Source organism: Guyparkeria sp. (assembly GCF_046540515.1).
GTDB lineage: Bacteria > Pseudomonadota > Gammaproteobacteria > Halothiobacillales > Halothiobacillaceae > Guyparkeria.
The window spans coordinates 55618-72762 of the sequence record NZ_JBKHFB010000001.1 but is presented as its reverse complement, the minus strand read 5'-3'; the positions used below and the strand labels follow the sequence as shown (position 1 = coordinate 72762).

Annotated in this window: 13 protein-coding genes; 2 read left to right on the top strand and 11 right to left on the bottom strand. The window is 69.3% G+C overall.

Annotated features, from left to right (window positions below; translation table 11 throughout):
- Both mfd and ACLFRM_RS00315 read left to right on the top strand, forming a co-directional pair.
- Nucleotides 1-2940: transcription-repair coupling factor (gene mfd, locus ACLFRM_RS00320; RefSeq protein WP_410753575.1), on the top strand; the 2940-nt coding region annotated here is incomplete at its 5' end.
- Nucleotides 2937-3389, top strand: a complete 453-nt coding sequence (locus ACLFRM_RS00315; RefSeq protein WP_410753574.1) for an RDD family protein — start codon at nt 2937-2939, stop codon at nt 3387-3389. The genes mfd and ACLFRM_RS00315, both read left to right, overlap by 4 nt.
- Before the next feature lie 121 nt (nt 3390-3510).
- On the opposite strand, the gene ftsZ is transcribed toward ACLFRM_RS00315, so the two are convergent.
- The 11 genes from ftsZ to ACLFRM_RS00260 all read right to left on the bottom strand — a co-directional run bounded on the left by ftsZ (nt 3511) and on the right by ACLFRM_RS00260 (nt 17144).
- Nucleotides 3511-4668 (bottom strand): cell division protein FtsZ, encoded by a 1158-nt coding sequence (gene ftsZ, locus ACLFRM_RS00310; RefSeq protein ID WP_410753572.1) that lies wholly within the window; start codon nt 4666-4668, stop codon nt 3511-3513.
- Between the two features lie 46 nt (nt 4669-4714).
- Entirely contained in the window at nt 4715-5959 is a 1245-nt protein-coding gene (ftsA, locus tag ACLFRM_RS00305; RefSeq protein WP_410753571.1) for a cell division protein FtsA, read from the bottom strand.
- A 64-nt stretch (nt 5960-6023) separates the two neighbouring features.
- Nucleotides 6024-6833: a cell division protein FtsQ/DivIB gene (locus ACLFRM_RS00300; RefSeq protein WP_410753570.1), complete on the bottom strand. Its 810-nt coding sequence runs from the start codon at nt 6831-6833 to the stop codon at nt 6024-6026.
- Entirely contained in the window at nt 6833-7825 is a 993-nt protein-coding gene (locus tag ACLFRM_RS00295; protein ID WP_410753569.1) for a D-alanine--D-alanine ligase, read from the bottom strand. Before ACLFRM_RS00295 ends, ACLFRM_RS00300 begins: the two co-directional genes overlap by 1 nt.
- Entirely contained in the window at nt 7822-9258 is a 1437-nt protein-coding gene (murC, locus tag ACLFRM_RS00290) for a UDP-N-acetylmuramate--L-alanine ligase (protein WP_410753568.1), read from the bottom strand. The genes ACLFRM_RS00295 and murC overlap by 4 nt, the downstream gene beginning before the upstream one ends.
- Complete coding sequence (gene murG, locus ACLFRM_RS00285; RefSeq protein WP_410753566.1) at nt 9258-10388, bottom strand: undecaprenyldiphospho-muramoylpentapeptide beta-N-acetylglucosaminyltransferase; 1131 nt, start codon at nt 10386-10388, stop codon at nt 9258-9260. Before murG ends, murC begins: the two co-directional genes overlap by 1 nt.
- Complete coding sequence (gene ftsW / locus ACLFRM_RS00280) at nt 10385-11641, bottom strand: putative lipid II flippase FtsW (protein WP_410753564.1); 1257 nt, start codon at nt 11639-11641, stop codon at nt 10385-10387. Before ftsW ends, murG begins: the two co-directional genes overlap by 4 nt.
- Nucleotides 11638-13113 carry a UDP-N-acetylmuramoyl-L-alanine--D-glutamate ligase gene (gene murD, locus ACLFRM_RS00275; RefSeq protein ID WP_410753563.1) on the bottom strand — a complete coding sequence of 492 codons (1476 nt, stop codon included), beginning with the start codon at nt 13111-13113 and terminating at the stop codon, nt 11638-11640. Before murD ends, ftsW begins: the two co-directional genes overlap by 4 nt.
- Nucleotides 13113-14195, bottom strand: coding sequence for a phospho-N-acetylmuramoyl-pentapeptide-transferase (gene mraY, locus ACLFRM_RS00270; protein ID WP_410753562.1), 1083 nt, complete (start codon nt 14193-14195; stop codon nt 13113-13115). The genes murD and mraY overlap by 1 nt, the downstream gene beginning before the upstream one ends.
- Nucleotides 14176-15630 (bottom strand): UDP-N-acetylmuramoyl-tripeptide--D-alanyl-D-alanine ligase, encoded by a 1455-nt coding sequence (locus tag ACLFRM_RS00265; RefSeq protein ID WP_410753560.1) that lies wholly within the window; start codon nt 15628-15630, stop codon nt 14176-14178. The genes mraY and ACLFRM_RS00265 overlap by 20 nt, the downstream gene beginning before the upstream one ends.
- Nucleotides 15627-17144 carry a UDP-N-acetylmuramoyl-L-alanyl-D-glutamate--2,6-diaminopimelate ligase gene (locus ACLFRM_RS00260; protein WP_410753559.1) on the bottom strand — a complete coding sequence of 506 codons (1518 nt, stop codon included), beginning with the start codon at nt 17142-17144 and terminating at the stop codon, nt 15627-15629. The genes ACLFRM_RS00265 and ACLFRM_RS00260 overlap by 4 nt, the downstream gene beginning before the upstream one ends.
- Between the last annotated feature and the right edge of the window lies 1 nt (nt 17145).

Here is a 17145-nt window from a genome sequence, read left to right as displayed (position 1 = left end):
GCGAACGAGCCGGTGCGCATCGACCTGTTCGACGACGAGATCGAGACCCTGCGCCATTTCGACCCCGAGTCGCAGCGTTCCACCGAGACGGTCGAGGCCATCACCCTGCTGCCGGCGCGCGAGTACCCGCTGACCGACAAGGGCATCGCCACCTTCCGCCAGAACTGGCGCAACGCCTTTGCCGGCGACCCGACCAGCGCACCCATCTACAAGCAGGTCTCCGAGGGGCTGGTCCCGGCCGGCATCGAGAGCTACCTGCCCTTGTTCTTCGAGTCGACCGCGACCCTGTTCGACTTCCTGCCGCAACGTGCCCGGCTGCTGCTGTTCGACGGGATCGACGCGGCGATCGACGCCTTCGTCCGCGAGACCAGCGAGCGCTTCACCCAGCGCGCCGGCGACATCGATCACCCCATCCTCGCCCCCGAGGCCCTCTACCAGACACCCGACGAGTTCGCCAAACGGATAGCGAGCCTGCCGCGCTGGCGACTGGTCGCCGGCGACGACGAGCGTTTCCCCCAGGCCGCCGACATCGGCGACCGGCCGCTGCCGGATCTCGCCACCGGCGGCGCGGCCCCGGCGGCGGTGATCGAGCGGCTGGCCGAGTTCGTGCGCGGATTCGATGGTCACACCCTGCTGGTCGCGGAAAGCAGCGGGCGACGCCAGGCGCTGGTCGAGCAGACCACCGCCGCCGGGCTCAAGCCGGAGGCGATCACGGGCTGGGAGCAGGCCGACCGGGCACCGGTGACCGTCGCGGTGGCCGAACTCGAGCATGGCGCGATCCTGCCGACCGCCGGCCGGCCGGTGGCGGTGATCAGCGAGACCAACCTGTTCGCCGAACGGGTCGCCCAGCGCCGAGCCAAGTCGCGGCGCGGTCGCGACGCCGACGCGATCATCCAGAACCTCGACGATCTCGCCATCGGGGCGCCCGTGGTCCACGAGGATCACGGCGTGGGCCGCTTCCAGGGACTGGTCACCCTGGAGATGAACGGCCAGCCGCAGGAATACCTGCTGCTCACCTACGCCGACGACGACAAGCTCTACGTGCCGGTCTCCGGTCTCGAGCGTATCTCGCGTTACACCGGCGGCTCCGAGGAGACCGCGCCGCTGCACCGGCTGGGTTCCGGGCAGTGGGAGAAGGCGAAGAAGCGCGCGGCCAAGCAGGTGCACGACGTGGCCGCCGAGCTGCTGGACATCCACGCCCGCCGCGCGGCGCGCAAGGGCACGTCGCTTGCCGCCGACGAGGCCGATTACCATCAGTTCGCCGAGGAATTCGCCTTCGAGCCCACCGACGACCAGCGACTGGCGATCGAACAGGTGCTCGTCGACATGGCCGCGGGCCAGCCGATGGACCGGGTGGTCTGCGGCGACGTCGGTTTCGGCAAGACCGAGGTCGCCATGCGCGCGGCCTTCGTCGCCGTGCAGAACGGCGCGCAGGTGGCGGTGCTGGTGCCCACCACCCTGCTCGCCGAGCAGCACATGCGGAACTTCCGCGACCGCTTCGCCAACTGGCCCGTGACCATCGAGAGCCTCTCGCGCCTGTCGGGCAACAAGAAGACCGGCGAGACCCGGGAACGGATCAAGGCCGGCCAGGTCGACATCGTCATCGGCACGCACAAGCTGCTGCGCGACTCGCCCGAGTTCGCCAATCTCGGACTGGTGATCATCGACGAGGAGCAGCGCTTCGGCGTGCGCGACAAGGAGCGGCTCAAGGCCCTGCGCGCCGAGGTGGATCTGCTGACACTGACCGCCACGCCCATCCCGCGCACGCTCAACATGGCGCTCTCGGGCATCCGTGACCTGTCGATCATCGCCACCCCGCCGCGCGAGCGCCTGGCGGTCAAGACCGTGATCCTGCGCTGGGACGAGGTGCAGATCCGCGAGGCGATCCAGCGGGAACTGAAACGCGGCGGGCAGGTGTACTTCCTGCACAACGAGGTCAAGAGCATCGACCGCATGGCCCGGCTGGTCGAGGAAATCGTGCCGGAGGCCCGCATCGGCGTGGCCCACGGCCAGATGGGCGAGCGGGGACTCGAACAGGTGATGTCGGACTTCTACCACCAGCGCTTCAACGTGCTGGTCTCGACCACCATCATCGAGTCGGGCATCGACATCCCCACGGCCAACACCATCCTGATCCACCGCGCCGACAAGTTCGGCCTGGCCCAGCTCCACCAGCTGCGCGGCCGGGTGGGCCGATCGCACCACCGCGCCTACGCCTACCTGATCACTCCGGAGCCGGGCCAGCTGACCCCGGATGCGCAGAAGCGACTCGAGGCCATCGCCGCGCTCGAGGACCTGGGCGTCGGCTTCACGTTGTCCACCCACGACCTGGAGATCCGCGGCGCCGGCGAGCTCTTGGGCTCCGGGCAGTCCGGGCAGATGCACGAGGTCGGTTATCGCTACTACATGCAGCTGCTCGACCGGGCGGTCGCCGCCATCCGCCAGGGGCGCGAGCCGGCCCTGGATGCCCCCATGCCCACCTCGAGCACCGAGGTCGATCTTGGCGAACCCGCCCTGATCCCCGAGGACTACGTTGCCGACGTGCACACCCGCCTGACGCTCTACAAGCGCCTGTCGACCGCCGAGAACAACGAGGTGCTCGACGAGCTCAAGGTGGAACTGATCGACCGCTTCGGCCTGCTGCCCGAGCCGGTGGTCGCCCTGGTCGAGACCCATCGACTGCGCATCCGGGCCCGCCGACTCGGCATCACCAAGATCGAACTGACCGCCCGCGGCGGACGGCTGATCTTCGGCGAGCACGCCCGCATCGATCCGGCGAAGCTGGTTGCCGCCGTGCAGGCCGCCCCGGACACCTATCGCCTGTCGGCCGACACCCTGCGCTTTAGCCGCGAGATGGAGACCCTCGACGAGCGCCTGAAGACCATCGAGGCGATCCTCGCCGACATCGCCCTGCCCGCGCCGGAGGAGGCCACGGCATGACCACCGACGAGACCCCGAAGCGCCCGGCGCGCACCGCCCCGCTGTGGCGACGCGCCGCCGCCCTGTTCTACGACACGCTGTTCGTGATCGCCGTGGTGATCCTGGCGACCTTTCTCGCCCTGATCGTCACCCGCGGCGAGCCCGTCCCGCCGGAAGGGCCTGCACAGTGGCTGTTCCGCCTCTACCTGCTCGCCTGGATCGCCGCCTACTTCGTGTTCTTCTGGTGCCGCTTCGGCCAGACCCCGGGCATGAAGGTCTGGCGCCTGCTGCTGATACGCGAGCGCGACGGCCCCTGCATCCGGCCGATGCTGGCGCGCTTCGGCTACGGGCTTTTGAGCGTCGCGAGCCTCGGCCTGCTGTTCTTCATCACGCTACGAGACCCGCAGCGACGCAGCTGGATCGACGACCGCCAGGCCATGCGCGTGGTGCAATTGCTGCCGGGCGGGTAAGGGAAATTCCGATCGCTCGACCGTGACGAGCCCAAAGGAAAGGCCCCGGGACTGGCGTCCCGGGGCCTTTGTCATGCCTCGCGAGTTTTTCACCCCCCGGCTTGGCGACCGGGGCCGTCGATCAGTCCGCCTGGTGGCGCAGGAACGACGGGATGTCGATGGTATCGAGGTTGATCGCGGTGTTGCCGCGATGGGCCGTCCCTGCGTAGGCCTGCTGAGCCTCGGCGCGCGACGGCTCGGCTTGCTCGGTCGGCTCCTCGCGGCGGGCGTTGTCGATCACCACGCGCGGCTTGCTCGATTCGCCGCTGACGTTCTTGATCCGCGACAGGCCGGTGGCCACCAGGGTGACGCGCAGCTGGCCGTCGAGCTCGTCGTCGACCGCCGTGCCCACCTTGACCACCGCCTCGTCACCGGCCAGCGACTGGACCATCTCGCCGATCTCCATGAACTCGCCGATCGACAGGTCACCGTTGGAGGTGACGTTGACCAGGATGCCCTCGGCACCGGTGAGGTTGATGTCGTCCAGCAGCGGGCTGTGGATGGCCGCCTCGGCCGCCTCCGCGGCACGGTTGTCCCCGGTGCCGATGCCGGTGCCCATCATCGCGGTGCCCTTCTCGGTCATGATCGCGCGCACGTCGGCGAAGTCGAGGTTGATCTCGCCGGGACGGGTGATCAGCTCGGAGATGCCGGCCACGGCGGTGAACAGCACCTCGTTGGCCGCGGCGAAGGCGTCACGCAGGGCCGCCTGCTTGCCCATCACCGCAGTGAGCTGGTCGTTGGGGATGACGATCAGCGAGTCGACGTTGTCCTCGAGCTCCTGGATGCCCTCCATGGCCACGGCCGTGCGCTTCTTGCCCTCGAAGGAGAACGGTCGGGTGACCACCGCGACGGTGAGGATGTTCATGTCGCGGGCGATCTGGGCGATCACCGGGGCCGCGCCGGTGCCGGTGCCACCGCCCATGCCGGTGGTGATGAACAGCATGTTGGCGTCGCTGATCGCCTCCTGGATCTGCTCGCGGTCCTCGAGCGCGGCCTGGCGGCCCAGTTCCGGGTCGGCGCCGGCACCCAGGCCCTTGGTGATGTTCGCGCCGATCTGCAGCTGCGAGGGCGCGTTGCTCTTCACCAGCGCCTGGGCATCGGTATTGGCGCTGATGTACTCGATGCCCTCGATGTTCTGGTGAACCATGTGGGCCACGGCGTTGCCGCCGCCGCCCCCTACGCCGATGACCTTGATCTTGGCGCTTTCGGTCTGCATTTCAGCCATTGTCCAGTTGCTCATGGTGTCGTCTCCTTCTCTCGCGTGGCGTTCGTAAGAATCGTGTGAATCAGAAGTGGTCACGGAACCAGCCCTTGAGCCGTTCCAGAACATTTCCATGGGCCAGTGACGGTCCATGGGCCGTTTGTTCGCGGGCCTGTTCCAGCCCGTGCAGCATCAAGCCGATCCCGGCGGCGTTCGCCGGGTCCCCCAAGGCGTCCAGATTGCCGACCACGCCCTGGGGCGTGCCCAGGCGGGCCGGCATCTGCAGAAAATCTTCGGCCAGTTCGACGAAGCCCGGCATCTGTGCCGTGCCGCCGGTCAGCACCACGCCGGCATTCACCAGGTTCTGGTAGCCCGACTGGCGGATCTCCTCCTGCACGTAGGAGAGGAGCTCCTCGACCCGCGGGCGGACGATGCGCATCATCGTCTCCTGCGGGATGCGCCGCGGCGGGCGCCCCGACACCCCCGGCACCTCGATCGCGCGCGAGGCCTCGCGCTCGTCGAGCGTCCCGAGGTTGGCGTGGTTGATCTTGATCTTCTCGGCCTCGGCCGGGGGCGTGGTCAGGCCGTAGGAGAGGTCGTTGGTGATCTGCTCGCCGGCGATCGGCAGCACGGCGGCGTAACGCAATGCCCCGCCGGTGTAGATGGCCACGTCGGTGGTGCCGCCGCCGATGTCGATCAGCACCACGCCCAGTTCGCGCTCGTCGTCGTTGAGCACGGCGCGCGCCGCGGCGATCGGTTCGAGGACGGTGCCCTCGACGTGCACGTCGCATCGCTCGACGCACTTGATGATGTTCTGCACGTTGTTCGCCGCCGAGGTGACGATGTGCACGTTCGCCTCGAGCCGGTGACCGCTCATGCCCTGCGGCTTTCTGATGCCGTCCTGGCCGTCGATGCGGAACTCCTGCGGCTCGCAGTGCAGGATCTGCTGGCCATCGGGGATCTTCACCGCCCGGGCCGACTGGATGACCTGGCTGACGTCGGCGTCGGTGATTTCGCGCCCGCCGGTGCCGGTCATCCCCTGCGAGTCCATGCTGCGCACGTGATCGCCGGCCACACCCACCCAGGCCGAGCCGATCTCGCAGTCGGACAGGGCGCTGGCCCCGTCGATCGCGCGGCGAATCGCCATCGAGGTGGATTCGATATCGACCACCGACCCCCGTCGCAAGCCCTTGTTGGTCGGGTGCGAGCCGTAGCCGATCAGGCTCAGCCGCCCGTCGCCGTCGCATTCGCCGACGAGGGCCGCCACCTTGCTGGTGCCGATATCGAGTCCGACGACGAACTCCCGCTCTCCTTTTCTCAACGCGCTCATGCTGTGTTTCTGCCCTTGATTGCCATGGTTCCCGTCCGTTTTTGGCTCGCGAACTTCCCTGTCGTCATTCGTTTGTTGTCGTGTTGTCGGTTTCGCCTTCCGACTCGCGCCAGGCCACGGCAAACCCGTTGCTGTAGCGCAGGTCGATCCGCTCGACTCGATCCATCTTTGCCTCGAGCGTGTCGGGGTAGACGTCGAGCAGACGCTGCAGACGCGCCTCCAGCGATTGCCGCCCGGCATGGATGACCGCACCCGAGGCCAGCGCAAGACTCAGCGAGCCGCGCGCGCTCATGGTCACGCCGGCCAGCTCCAGCCCCACGGCAGCCAGCACCGGCCTGAGGCTTGTGTAGCGCTCCCAGACCGCCCACTGGCTGCCGGTCGGTCCGGAAAGCCTTGGCAACTCCGGCTCGAGCGGGCGCCGTTCGGGTGAGAACACCTCGCCCGAGGCACTCAGCAACCGATCCTCGTTCCAGGTGGCGATCGGCTGGTGCGTCTGCAGGCTCACCAGCAATCGGTCCGGCCACTGGCGCGTAATGCGCACCTCGGTGAGCCAGGCATCCTCCAGCAGCCGCTCGCGCAAGGTCTCGATATCCACCGCCCAGATGCCCTGCCCCAGCGCCGGCCAGAGCTCCTGTCGCACCTGCTGCTCGGTCACGAAACGGTTGGCACCCTCGACCTCCAGCTGCGATACCGGCGTCTGAAGCTTCATCCAGACCCGCTGTGAAACCAGCACCACGGCGGCGAGAAAGGCCAACCACAGACCGATCCGCCAGGCCCATCGCAGCGACACGCGCAGGCCGGCGGCGAACGCCGCCCAACGTTCCTGCCAGCTCGGTCCACGGGGCCTTACCCGCGAGGCGCGTCGCGTTGCCATCAACTCGCTCCATCAGCCGACTCACCCCCCGTGGATACCTCGCCGGGTTCGGCCCGGTTGCCCAGGGTCTGCTCGAGAATGGCGACACACAGGTCCGGGAAGTCCACGCCCACCGCGCGGGCCGCCATCGGCACCAGCGAGTGGCTGGTCATGCCGGGAACGGTGTTGACCTCGATCAGCCAGTGACGTCCCTCGGCATCCCGCATGAAATCCACCCGGCCCCAGCCGCGCGCGCCGATCAGGGCGAACGCCTGTCGGGCCACATCGGCCAGCCTCGCTTCTTCCTCGGCCGGCAGGCCGCAGGGAATCCGGTAGCCGGTATCGTCCGCCTCGTACTTGGCCTGGTAGTCGTAGAAGGCGTGCTCGGCGCTCGCCTCGATGCGGATCGCCGGCAGGCTCCGGTCGCCCAGGAGGGCGACCGTGTACTCGCCGCCGAAAACGAACTGCTCGACCATCACCGCGCCGTGGGCGGCGGCCGCCCGGAATGCCGCCTCGACCCCGTCGGGGCCGTCGACCTTGCTCACGCCGACGCTCGACCCGTCCGCGGTCGGCTTGACGATCACCGGCCAGCCGAACCGTTCGGCGGCCGACCGGGCATCGGCCGCGTTCTCGACCACTGCGAACGCCGGCGTGTCCAGACCCGCGCCCTGCCAGATGCGCTTGCACAACACCTTGTCCATACCGACCGCCGAGGCGGCCATGCCACTGCCGGTGTACGGCACCTCGGCCAGGTCGAGCAATGCCTGGATCTGGCCGTCTTCGCCGCCCCGGCCATGCAGGGCGATGAAGACCCGATCGATGCGCTCCTCGGCCAGGCGCCGGCCAAGCCCGCGGGCACCGGCGCGATCGAGATCGACGGCGATCGCGTCCACGCCGCGTGCGATCAGGGCCTCGTGGACCGCCCGGCCGCTGGCGAGCGAAACCTCGCGCTCGGCCGACCAGCCGCCCATCAGCACCATCACGCGCCCCAGGGCATGTGCCTGTGCATTCATGTGCGATCCTCCCAACGCTCCAGCAGCAGCCCCGGCAGGCTGCCGACGTTGCCGGCCCCCAGGGTCAGCACGATGCCGTCCTCGCGGACCATGTCGTCGATCACCTCGGCCACCTGGCCCGGCTCGGCGACGAACACCGGATCGACCTGCCCGCGGGCACGGATCGCGCGGGCGAGACTGCGTCCGTCGGCCCCGGCGATCGGCTGCTGGCCGGCGGCGTAGACCTCCATCAGGATCAGCTGGTCGACCTGCGAGAGCACCTCGACGAAGTCCTCGAACAGGTCGCGGGTGCGGGTGTAGCGATGCGGCTGGAAGATCAGCAGCAGCGGCTCGTCCGGCCAGGCATCGCGCACCGCGGCCAGGGTCGCGGCGACCTCGCGCGGGTGGTGCCCGTAATCGTCGAGCAGCATCCGGCGCCCCTGCGGGAAGACCAGCGTGCCGCGACGCTCGAGCCGACGCCCCACACCCTTGAACCCGGCCAGCGCCCGCACGATCGCCTCGCCGTCGACGCCGAGATCGTGGGCGACCGTGATCGCCGCCAGGGCGTTGAGGATGTTGTGCCGGCCCGGCATCGCCAGGCGGCAGTGCAAGGACTCGCCGCCCGGCAGGCTCACGTCGAAGCTCGACTCGAAGCCGTCGCTGCGGATGGCCGTGGCGCGCACGTCGGCCGGCTCGTCGATGCCATAGGTCAGCACCTGGCGTCCGATCCGCTCGACGATGCTCATGGCGTGGTCGTCGTCGGCGCAGAGCACCGCCAGCCCGTAGAACGGCAGGTTGTGCAGGAACTCGACGAAGTGGTCGAGCAACCGCGAGAAATCGTTGTCGTAGGTCTCGAGGTGGTCGGCATCGATGTTGGTGACCACCGCGACGTGCGGCTGCAGGTGGAGGAACGAGGCATCCGACTCGTCGGCCTCGGCGATCAGGTATTCGCCCCGTCCCAGGCGCGCGTTCGAGGCGCTCGAGAGCAGCTTGCCGCCGATCACGTAGGTCGGGTCGAGCCCCGCCTCGGCCATGATCGCGGCCAAGAGCGAGGTGGTCGTGGTCTTGCCGTGGGTGCCGGCCACCGCCAGCCCGATACGGAAACGCATGATCTCGGCGAGCATCTCGGCGCGCCGGACCACCGGCATTCGGCGGTCGTGCGCGGCCACCAGTTCCGGGTTGTCGGCGGCAATGGCCGTCGAGACGACCAGCACGTCGGCGCCGGCGAGGTTGTCGGTGGCATGACCGATGAACACCTCGATGCCCAGCTCGCGCAGGTGACGCACCGCCGGCGACTCGCTGATGTCCGAGCCGGAGACCACGAAGCCGAGCGTGTGCAGCACCTCGGCGATGCCGCTCATGCCCGCCCCGCCGATACCGACGAAATGCAGGTGGCGCACCTTGCGCATGCGTACCTGGGCGACCGGGGCGAAATCGGCTGTGACGCTAGCCATTACCGGCCCTCCCCGGGTTGGTTGTCCGTGGTTTGCGCGCCGATCACCTCCTCGCAGAGTGCGGCGATCCGCGCGGTACTGTCCGGCACGGCGGCCTCGCGGGCGCGACGGGCCATGTCGAGCAGGGCGGCCCGATCGGCCAGCAACGAACCGAGCAGGCGCGTCAGCGTGTCCACATCGGCCTCGCGCTGGTTCAGCAGACGGGCGGCACCCTGGTCGACCAGCCAGGCGGCATTGAACCGCTGGTGATCGTCCACGGCATGCGGGAACGGGATGAACAGCGAGCCGAGGCCCGCCGCGGCGATCTCGGCGACCGTCATGGCCCCGGCACGGGCGATGACGAAGTCCGCCCAGCCGAAGGCCTCGGCCATGTCGTCGATGTAGCCGGTCACCTCGTGGCGACTGCCCGCACCCCAGTCGGCCGAGTCGTAGTGACCGACCGCCGTGTCGAGATGGCGCGGACCGGCCTGATGACGCACGGTCAGATCGACGCGCTGGCTGATGCGGGCCAGGGCCTGCGGCACGGATTCGTTGAGGGCCTGCGCCCCCAGGCTGCCGCCGAGAACCAGCACGCGCAGCGGGCCCTCGCGGCCAGCGAACCGTTCGGCCGGTTCGGGCAAGGCAGCGATCTCGGGGCGCACGGGGTTGCCCACTACCTGGCCCGACGGCAGGGTGCGGCCGAAGGCCTTCGGGTAGGCGGCCAGTGTCACGCGGGCCAGGCGGGAGAGCACGCGGTTGGTCAGCCCGGCAATCGCGTTCTGTTCGTGGATCACCAGCGGGCGGCGCAGCAGCCAGGCGGCCAGCCCGCCCGGGCCGGCGGCAAAGCCGCCCATGCCGATCACCAGTGCCGGCCGATGACGACGCAACAGGCCGCCGGCCTGCCAGACGGCACGCAACAATCGGAACGGGGCGGCCAGGCGGGTGCCCAGCCCCTTGCCGCGCAATCCCCCGATATCGAGATAATCGATCGGGTAGCCGGCCTCGGGTACCAGGCGCGACTCGATGCCGCGCTCGGTCCCCATCCAGCGGATGGCGTAGCCGCGTCCGGCCAGTTCGGCAGCCACGGCCAGGGCCGGCACGACATGCCCGCCGGTCCCGCCGGCCATCACGTAGATCAGCGCGCGGCTCATCGGGTCACCTCCCGAACGTCCTTTATGCCCGCCTCGGCCATGGCCCGGCTGGCCTCGTGGTGCACGCGCAGGATCAGCCCCATGGCCAGCAGGGTCGCGACCATCGCCGAACCGCCGTAGCTGATCAACGGCAGGGTCAGGCCCTTGGTGGGCAGCAGGCCCATGTTCACGCCCATGTTGATCAGGGTCTGCATGCCGATCCACGTGCTGATGCCCCAGGCCAACGCCGCTCCGGTGTAGTGCTTGACCGTCCAGGCCATCCGCGCGATCACGAAACCGCGCCACACCAGCACGCCGTAGAGTCCCAGCAGGGCGATCACGCCGAACAGACCGAACTCCTCGGCGTAGACGGCGAAGATGAAGTCGGTGTGGGCCTCGGGCAGGTAGGCGAGCTTCTGCACGCTCTCGCCCGGCCCGCGGCCGAACAACCCGCCGGTGCCGATGGCGATCAGGGCGTTGACCAGCTGGTAACCGTCGCCGAAGGGATCGGCGAAGGGATTGGAGAACGAGAGCAGGCGGTCGATCCGGTACTGGGCCGAGAACACGCCCGCCACGGCCAGCGCCCCGCCGACGGCGATCAGCATCAGCATGGTCTGCAACTGGGCGCGCATCAGCCAGGCCATGGCGAACAGCGTCGTACCGAGCACCAGCGTGTTGCCGTAGTCGGGCTGGAGCATGAGCAGGGTCGAAGCAAGCGCGATCACTATCACCGGGGCCAGCATGCCGCGGATACGCGTCTGCACCTTGTCGAGGTGAACGCCGAGATAGGCGGCCATCCAGACGATCATGCCCAGCCGGGCGAACTCGCTGGCCTGAAGCCGGACGAACCCGAGATCGATCCAGCGCGTCGCCCCGTTGACGGTGTGCGCCACGCCGGGGACGAACAGCACCATCAGCAACAGGAACGAGAGCAGCAGGATGACGTTGCGCAAGGAGACGAAATGGCGCAGCGGCACCATCAGCAGCAGCACCATCGCGACCAGGCCGACGACCAGGGCGGCGGCCTGCCGGATCAGCAGGCCCCGCCCGGCGGCCGCGGAATCGCCCATGCCGAGGGTGGCCGAGGCGACCATCACCATCCCGATCGACAACAGGGCCAGCAGCGCGATCACGAACGAGCGGTCCAGCGAAATGCCGCTACCGACGTCCCTCGCGCCTTCGAACGCCTTGCGTTCGGCCAGCCACTGCCGGCCGGCGCCACCGGCCTGTCCCAGCCACTGCCATCCGCGACGGTTGAGTTGCCACAGGCTCATGACGCCACCTCCACCGGCAGGGTTGCCGGGATATCGCGCTCATCGCAGACCGCCTCGGCGGCCCGCGCGAAGTGTTCGCCCCGATCGGCGTAGCCGTTGAACTGATCGAAGCTCGCGCAGGCCGGCGAGAGCAGCACGACCACGTCCCGGCCGGCCACCGCGTTGGAGGCCGCAAGCTCGGCCGCCCAGGCGACCGCTTCCTCGAGCGAATCGCAGCGGGCCACGGAAAGCCCGCCCGCCGATTCCTCCGGCATGACGTCCAGCGCCGATTCGATCCGGTCGGCATCGACGCCGATCAGCGCCACGCCGCGGGCATGCGCCTTCAGGACGCGGGCCAGCTCGTCGAAGGACTGCCCCTTGGCCTGCCCGCCGACGATCACGATCTGCCCGTCCACGCCGGTGCCCGCCAGCCCCTCGATCGCGGCGACGGTCGCGCCGACGTTGGTGGCCTTGGAATCGTTGATGAACCGGATCTCGCCACCGTTGACCGCCCAGCGGCAGACCACCTGCATGCGATGCGGCAGGCCGGTGAAGGTCGACAGCGTCTCGCGCAGGGCCGACTGCTCGAGCGCGGCGCGCCCGACGACCGCCTCGACCAGCGCCAGCGCCGCCAGGGCGTTGAGGCGGTTATGGGCACCCGGCAGGGCGACCTGGGCACCATCGAATACCACCTGGTCGTCACGGCAGAGCGATTCGCCGTCGACATCCAGGTAATAACGGTGGGCCACCGCCAGGCCACGATCCTGGTCGAGCCTCGAGAAGCTCACCAGGCGACCTTCGCAGTCGCCCGCCATGGCACGCACCCGGTCATCGTCGAGATTGATCACGGCCGTCTCGGCATGCACGAGGATCTTTTGCTTGAGGGCGGCGTAGGCCTCGATCGTGCCGTGGCGGTCAAGGTGGTCGGCACTGATATTGAGCACGGTGGCCGCCCGCGCACGGATGGCCGCCGGGTCGCAGGCCTCCAGCTGGAAACTCGAGACCTCGAGCACCAGCACCTCGACCGGCTCGGCCAGCAGGTCCAGCGCCGGGGTGCCGTAATTGCCACCAATGCCGACGCGCTTGCCCACCGCCGAGAGCAGCTCGGCGGTCAACGCCGTGACCGTGCTCTTGCCGTTCGACCCGGTAATCAGGACATAGGGCACCGTCGCGTGGCGCAGGGCGAGGGCGATGTCGCTTTCCACCGGGATCCCACGACGGCGCGCCTCGGCCAAGAGCCCGGCCAGCGGCTCGGCCGCCGGGTCGAGACCCGGGCTGAGCACGATGCCGTCGAGCCCACGGAGGGCCTCCGTGTCGAGCATGGCCGCACCCATCGCGCCCTCGAAGACCGTGCCCGGACCGAACGACTCGATCCAGCGTGCCCGCGGGGCATCGACGCCCCGGGTGTCGGCGACGACGAAGGGCTCGCCGCGGCGGGCGAAGAAGCGCCCCGCGGAGAATCCGGTCTGTCCCATGCCGACGATCAGTTTCATCAGCGCACCTTCATGGTTGCGAGACCGATCAACACCAGGATCACGGTGATGATCCAGAAGCGCACGATCACCTTCGGCTCCGGCCAGCCCTTGAGCTCGAAGTGGTGATGGATCGGCGCCATGCGGAAGATCCGGCGGCCGGTGAGCTTGAAGGAGGCGACCTGCAGCATCACCGAGACGGTCTCCAGCACGAAGATGCCGCCCATGATGAACAGCACGATCTCCTGGCGAACCATTACGGCGACGATGCCCAGCGCGGCGCCCAGGGCCAGCGCGCCCACGTCGCCCATGAACACCTGCGCCGGATAGCTGTTGAACCAGAGGAAACCGAGCCCGGCACCGACGATCGCCGCGCAGAAGACCACCAGCTCGCCCACCCCGGGAATGAACGGCAGCCCGAGGTAGTTGGCGAACTCGTAGTGGCCGGTGACGTAGGCGAACGCGCCCAGCCCGCCGGCGACCAGCACCGTCGGCATGATCGCCAGCCCGTCGAGGCCGTCGGTGAGGTTGACGGCATTCGAGCTACCCACGATCACGAAGTAGGTAAGGATCACGAAACCGAAACCCAGCGGGATAAGCGCGTCCCGGATCAGCGGGATCAGCAGGCTGGTCTCCGCCGGGTCCTCGGCGATGGTGAACAGGAACACGGCGGCGACCAGTGCGATGACCGACTGGCCGAGATACTTCCAGCGCGCGGCCAGCCCGTCGCTGTTGCGACGCGAGAGCTTGAGATAGTCGTCCCAGCCGCCGATCAGGCCGAAGCCCATCGTGGTCAGCAGCGCGACCCAGACGTAGACATTGCCGAGGCTGCCCCAGAGCAGCATCGAGATCGCGATCGAGATCAGTATCAGCGCCCCGCCCATGGTCGGGGTGCCGGCCTTGGCAAGGTGGGTCTGCGGGCCGAGCTCGCGGATCGGCTGGCCGGCCTTGACGCTCTGCAACCAGCGGATGACGAACGGGCCGATGGCCAGCGAAATCAGCAAGGCGGTCACCACGCCAAGCATCGCGCGGAACGTGAGGTATTCGAATACGCCGAAGAAACTGGCGTATTGGGTGAGCCATTCAGTCAACCAGAGCAGCATCTCGCCCTCTCCCTGTCGATTCGTTGCCGGTCCCCGGCGCGATGCCGATCTCCCGCTCCAGGGCCTCGCGGACCCGTTCGATGTGCATGAAACGCGACCCCTTGAGCAGCACGGTCACGGCCTCGCCCTCCAGGCCGGCCAGCCGGTGGCGCAGGGCCTCGGTCGCCGCGTGGCTGTCGGCGACTACCTCGATCGCCTCGCTCGCGCCGCCGGCCGCCCGGAAACCGGCGGCCATCGCCGCGCCCTCCGGACCGGCCGCGATCACCCCCTGGAGTTCCTGCCCCGCCGCGAATTCACCCAGCTGGTGGTGCAGGGTCTCGGCCTCGTCGCCCAACTCGCCCATGCTGCCGAGCACGGCAAGGCGCGCGCCCGGCTGGCCGGCCAGGTACCCCAGAGCGGCCCGCATCGATTCCGGGTTGGCGTTGTAGCTGTCGTCGATCAGCCGCCAGCCATTGGCGAGCGCCAGCAGACCCATCCGCCCGGCCGGTGGGTGGAACCCGGCCAGCCCGTCGGCGATGGCCTGCGTCGAGGCCCCGCCCATCCGGGCCAGCGCGATGGCGGCCAGCAAGTTGGCCGCGTTGTGTGCCCCCGGGATCGGCACGGCGAGGTGCTCGAACAGCGGCCGCCCACGTTCCGCTACCGAGAGCCGATGCCCGTTGGCGTCGTAGTCTCCCAGCCAGCTGGCCCACTCGCGGTGGGCGGGATCCAGGGTGAAGGTCTCGGCTCGCGGTGCATCTTCGAGCCACTGGTCGGCGCCGTCGGAGTCCAGGTTGATCAGCGCCCGCGCGGATGCCGGACGGTGACGGTAGATCTCGCCCTTGGCCTCGATGATGCGTTGGACCGAGCCGAACTCGCCCACGTGGGCGCGGCCGGCCATGGTGACGACCACGATGTCCGGGGCGGCCAGCTCGGTCAGCCGGGCGATCTCGCCAACGTGATTGGCGCCCATCTCGACCACCGCGTAGTGCGTCTCGGGCGCCCAGTCGAGCAGGGTCAGCGGCACGCCGATGTCGTTGTTGAGGTTGCCGCGCGTCGCGGCCGTGGGGCCCATCTGGCCCAGCATGGCCGCCAGCAATTCCTTGACCGTGGTCTTGCCGCTGCTGCCGGTGATGCCGATCACGGTGGGATCGACCGCCTCGCGCCAGCCGCGGGCCAGGCGGCCCATGGCGGCGAGCGTGTCGTCGACGATGACCTGAGGCAGGGCGCAATCCGCCTGTTCGCGCTCGACCAGCGCGGCTACCGCTCCCTGTCGGGCCGCCTGGTCGATAAAGTCATGGGCATCGAAGTTCGGCCCTTTCAGGGCGACGAACAGGCGCCCACCCAAGTCGGCTCGGCTGTCGGTGCCCACGCCGGCTACCGGCAGTGAGCCATCGGCATCCGCGACCAGGCGCCCCTCGGCCCAGCGGACAATCTGGTCGAGCGTGGCCCGGATCATGGCCCCACCTCCCGTGCCTGCTCGCGAACCACCTGGCGATCGTCGAAGGGCCGAATCTCGTCGCCGACCTCCTGGCCGGTCTCGTGGCCCTTGCCCGCCACCAGCAGGCAGTCGCCCGGCCGCCCCTCGGCCAGCCGGCGAATGCCGGTGGCGATGGCCTCGTGACGGTCGATCAGCCGGTCGGCCGCGTCGGGTGCGCTCATGCCGGAGACGATGGCGTCGATGATCGCCTCGGGCGATTCGCTGCGTGGATTGTCACTGGTGACGATCACCCAGTCGGCCAGTCGCTCGGCCACCTCGCCCATCAAGGGGCGCTTGCCGGTATCGCGATCACCGCCGCAGCCGAAGACCACCCCGAGACGGGCGCCCTCGGGCAGCCCCTCGCGCAGACTGGTCAAGACGTTCTCGAGCGCGTCGGCGGTGTGCGCGTAGTCGATCACCACGGTCATGCCGCGCCCGACCGTGACGGTTTCCATGCGTCCCGGCGGGGTCTTGAGTCGCCCGACACGACCGGCAAGCTCGTCGAGCGTTTCACCCACCACCAGGCGCGCGGCCAAGGCGGCGAGCAGGTTCTCGGCGTTGAACCGGCCGGCGAGCGCCGCCTCGAGTTCGGCGCGTTCGCCTAAACCGCTCACGGTCAGGTGCATGCGACCGCCCTCCGGGGCACCGATCCGACCGCTCAGGCAGGGGCGGCAGTCGGGCAGGCTCACGGCCGGGGTCAGCGAGAAACACAGGGTGCGGGGCGCGTCCGGGCGGGCGGCGAGTGTCGCGAGCATCCGCTCGCTGGCCGGCTGGTCGGCGTTCAGCACCGCCTGGCGCAGGCTCGGCAAGGCGAACAGTCGGGCCTTGGCCCCGAGATAGGCCTCGATGTCGCCGTGATAGTCGAAATGATCCCGACCGAGGTTGGTGAACACCCCGGTACGAATGGGCAGCCCTTCCACCCGGCCTTGGGTCAGCGCATGCGAGGAGACCTCCATGACGATCTCGCGCGCGCCCTCGCGAACCAGCTCGCCGATCCGATGCCAGTTCTCGATCAGCCCGGGCGTGGTGTTGGTCGTGGCCCGATAGGCCGACCGCGCCGACCACAGCCCCCAGCCCAGCGTACCGATCACGCCGACCGGGTTGCCGTCGAGGCCGATCAGCCCGGCGATAAGGTGGCTGACGGTGGTCTTGCCGTTGGTGCCGGTGACCGCGGTGATCGCCACCGCCTCGTGTCCCCAGCCGTGGGCCTGGCGGATGGCGTCGGCGATCGCCTCTTCGGGCCGGTCGAGCAGGACCACGCCCTCGGCCGGGGTCAGCCGCCCGCCGATGACCGCCGCGGCACCCCGTGCCAGGGCGTCGGCGACGAAACGATCGGCATCATGCGACTGGGTCTCGCGGGCATAGAAGATGGTGCCGGCATCGAGCTCGCGGCTGTCGTCGCTGATCGCCCACACGCGCCGGTCCGGGGCACCGGCATGGCGCAGGACGGGAACCTCCCGCAGGCCGATTTCGGGAAAGGTCATACGCGCCATG

Coding starts and splice junctions, on each gene's coding strand:
- ACLFRM_RS00315 (WP_410753574.1), top strand. CDS start 2,937: ATGACCACCGACGAGACCCCGAAGCGCCCGGCGCGCACCGCCCCGCTG.
- ftsZ (WP_410753572.1), bottom strand. CDS start 4,668: ATGAGCAACTGGACAATGGCTGAAATGCAGACCGAAAGCGCCAAGATC.
- murG (WP_410753566.1), bottom strand. CDS start 10,388: ATGAGCCGCGCGCTGATCTACGTGATGGCCGGCGGGACCGGCGGGCAT.
- ACLFRM_RS00265 (WP_410753560.1), bottom strand. CDS start 15,630: ATGATCCGGGCCACGCTCGACCAGATTGTCCGCTGGGCCGAGGGGCGC.
- mraY (WP_410753562.1), bottom strand. CDS start 14,195: ATGCTGCTCTGGTTGACTGAATGGCTCACCCAATACGCCAGTTTCTTC.
- murD (WP_410753563.1), bottom strand. CDS start 13,113: ATGAAACTGATCGTCGGCATGGGACAGACCGGATTCTCCGCGGGGCGC.
- murC (WP_410753568.1), bottom strand. CDS start 9,258: ATGGCTAGCGTCACAGCCGATTTCGCCCCGGTCGCCCAGGTACGCATG.
- ACLFRM_RS00260 (WP_410753559.1), bottom strand. CDS start 17,144: ATGGCGCGTATGACCTTTCCCGAAATCGGCCTGCGGGAGGTTCCCGTC.
- ACLFRM_RS00295 (WP_410753569.1), bottom strand. CDS start 7,825: ATGAATGCACAGGCACATGCCCTGGGGCGCGTGATGGTGCTGATGGGC.
- ftsA (WP_410753571.1), bottom strand. CDS start 5,959: ATGAGCGCGTTGAGAAAAGGAGAGCGGGAGTTCGTCGTCGGACTCGAT.
- ACLFRM_RS00300 (WP_410753570.1), bottom strand. CDS start 6,833: ATGGCAACGCGACGCGCCTCGCGGGTAAGGCCCCGTGGACCGAGCTGG.
- ftsW (WP_410753564.1), bottom strand. CDS start 11,641: ATGAGCCTGTGGCAACTCAACCGTCGCGGATGGCAGTGGCTGGGACAG.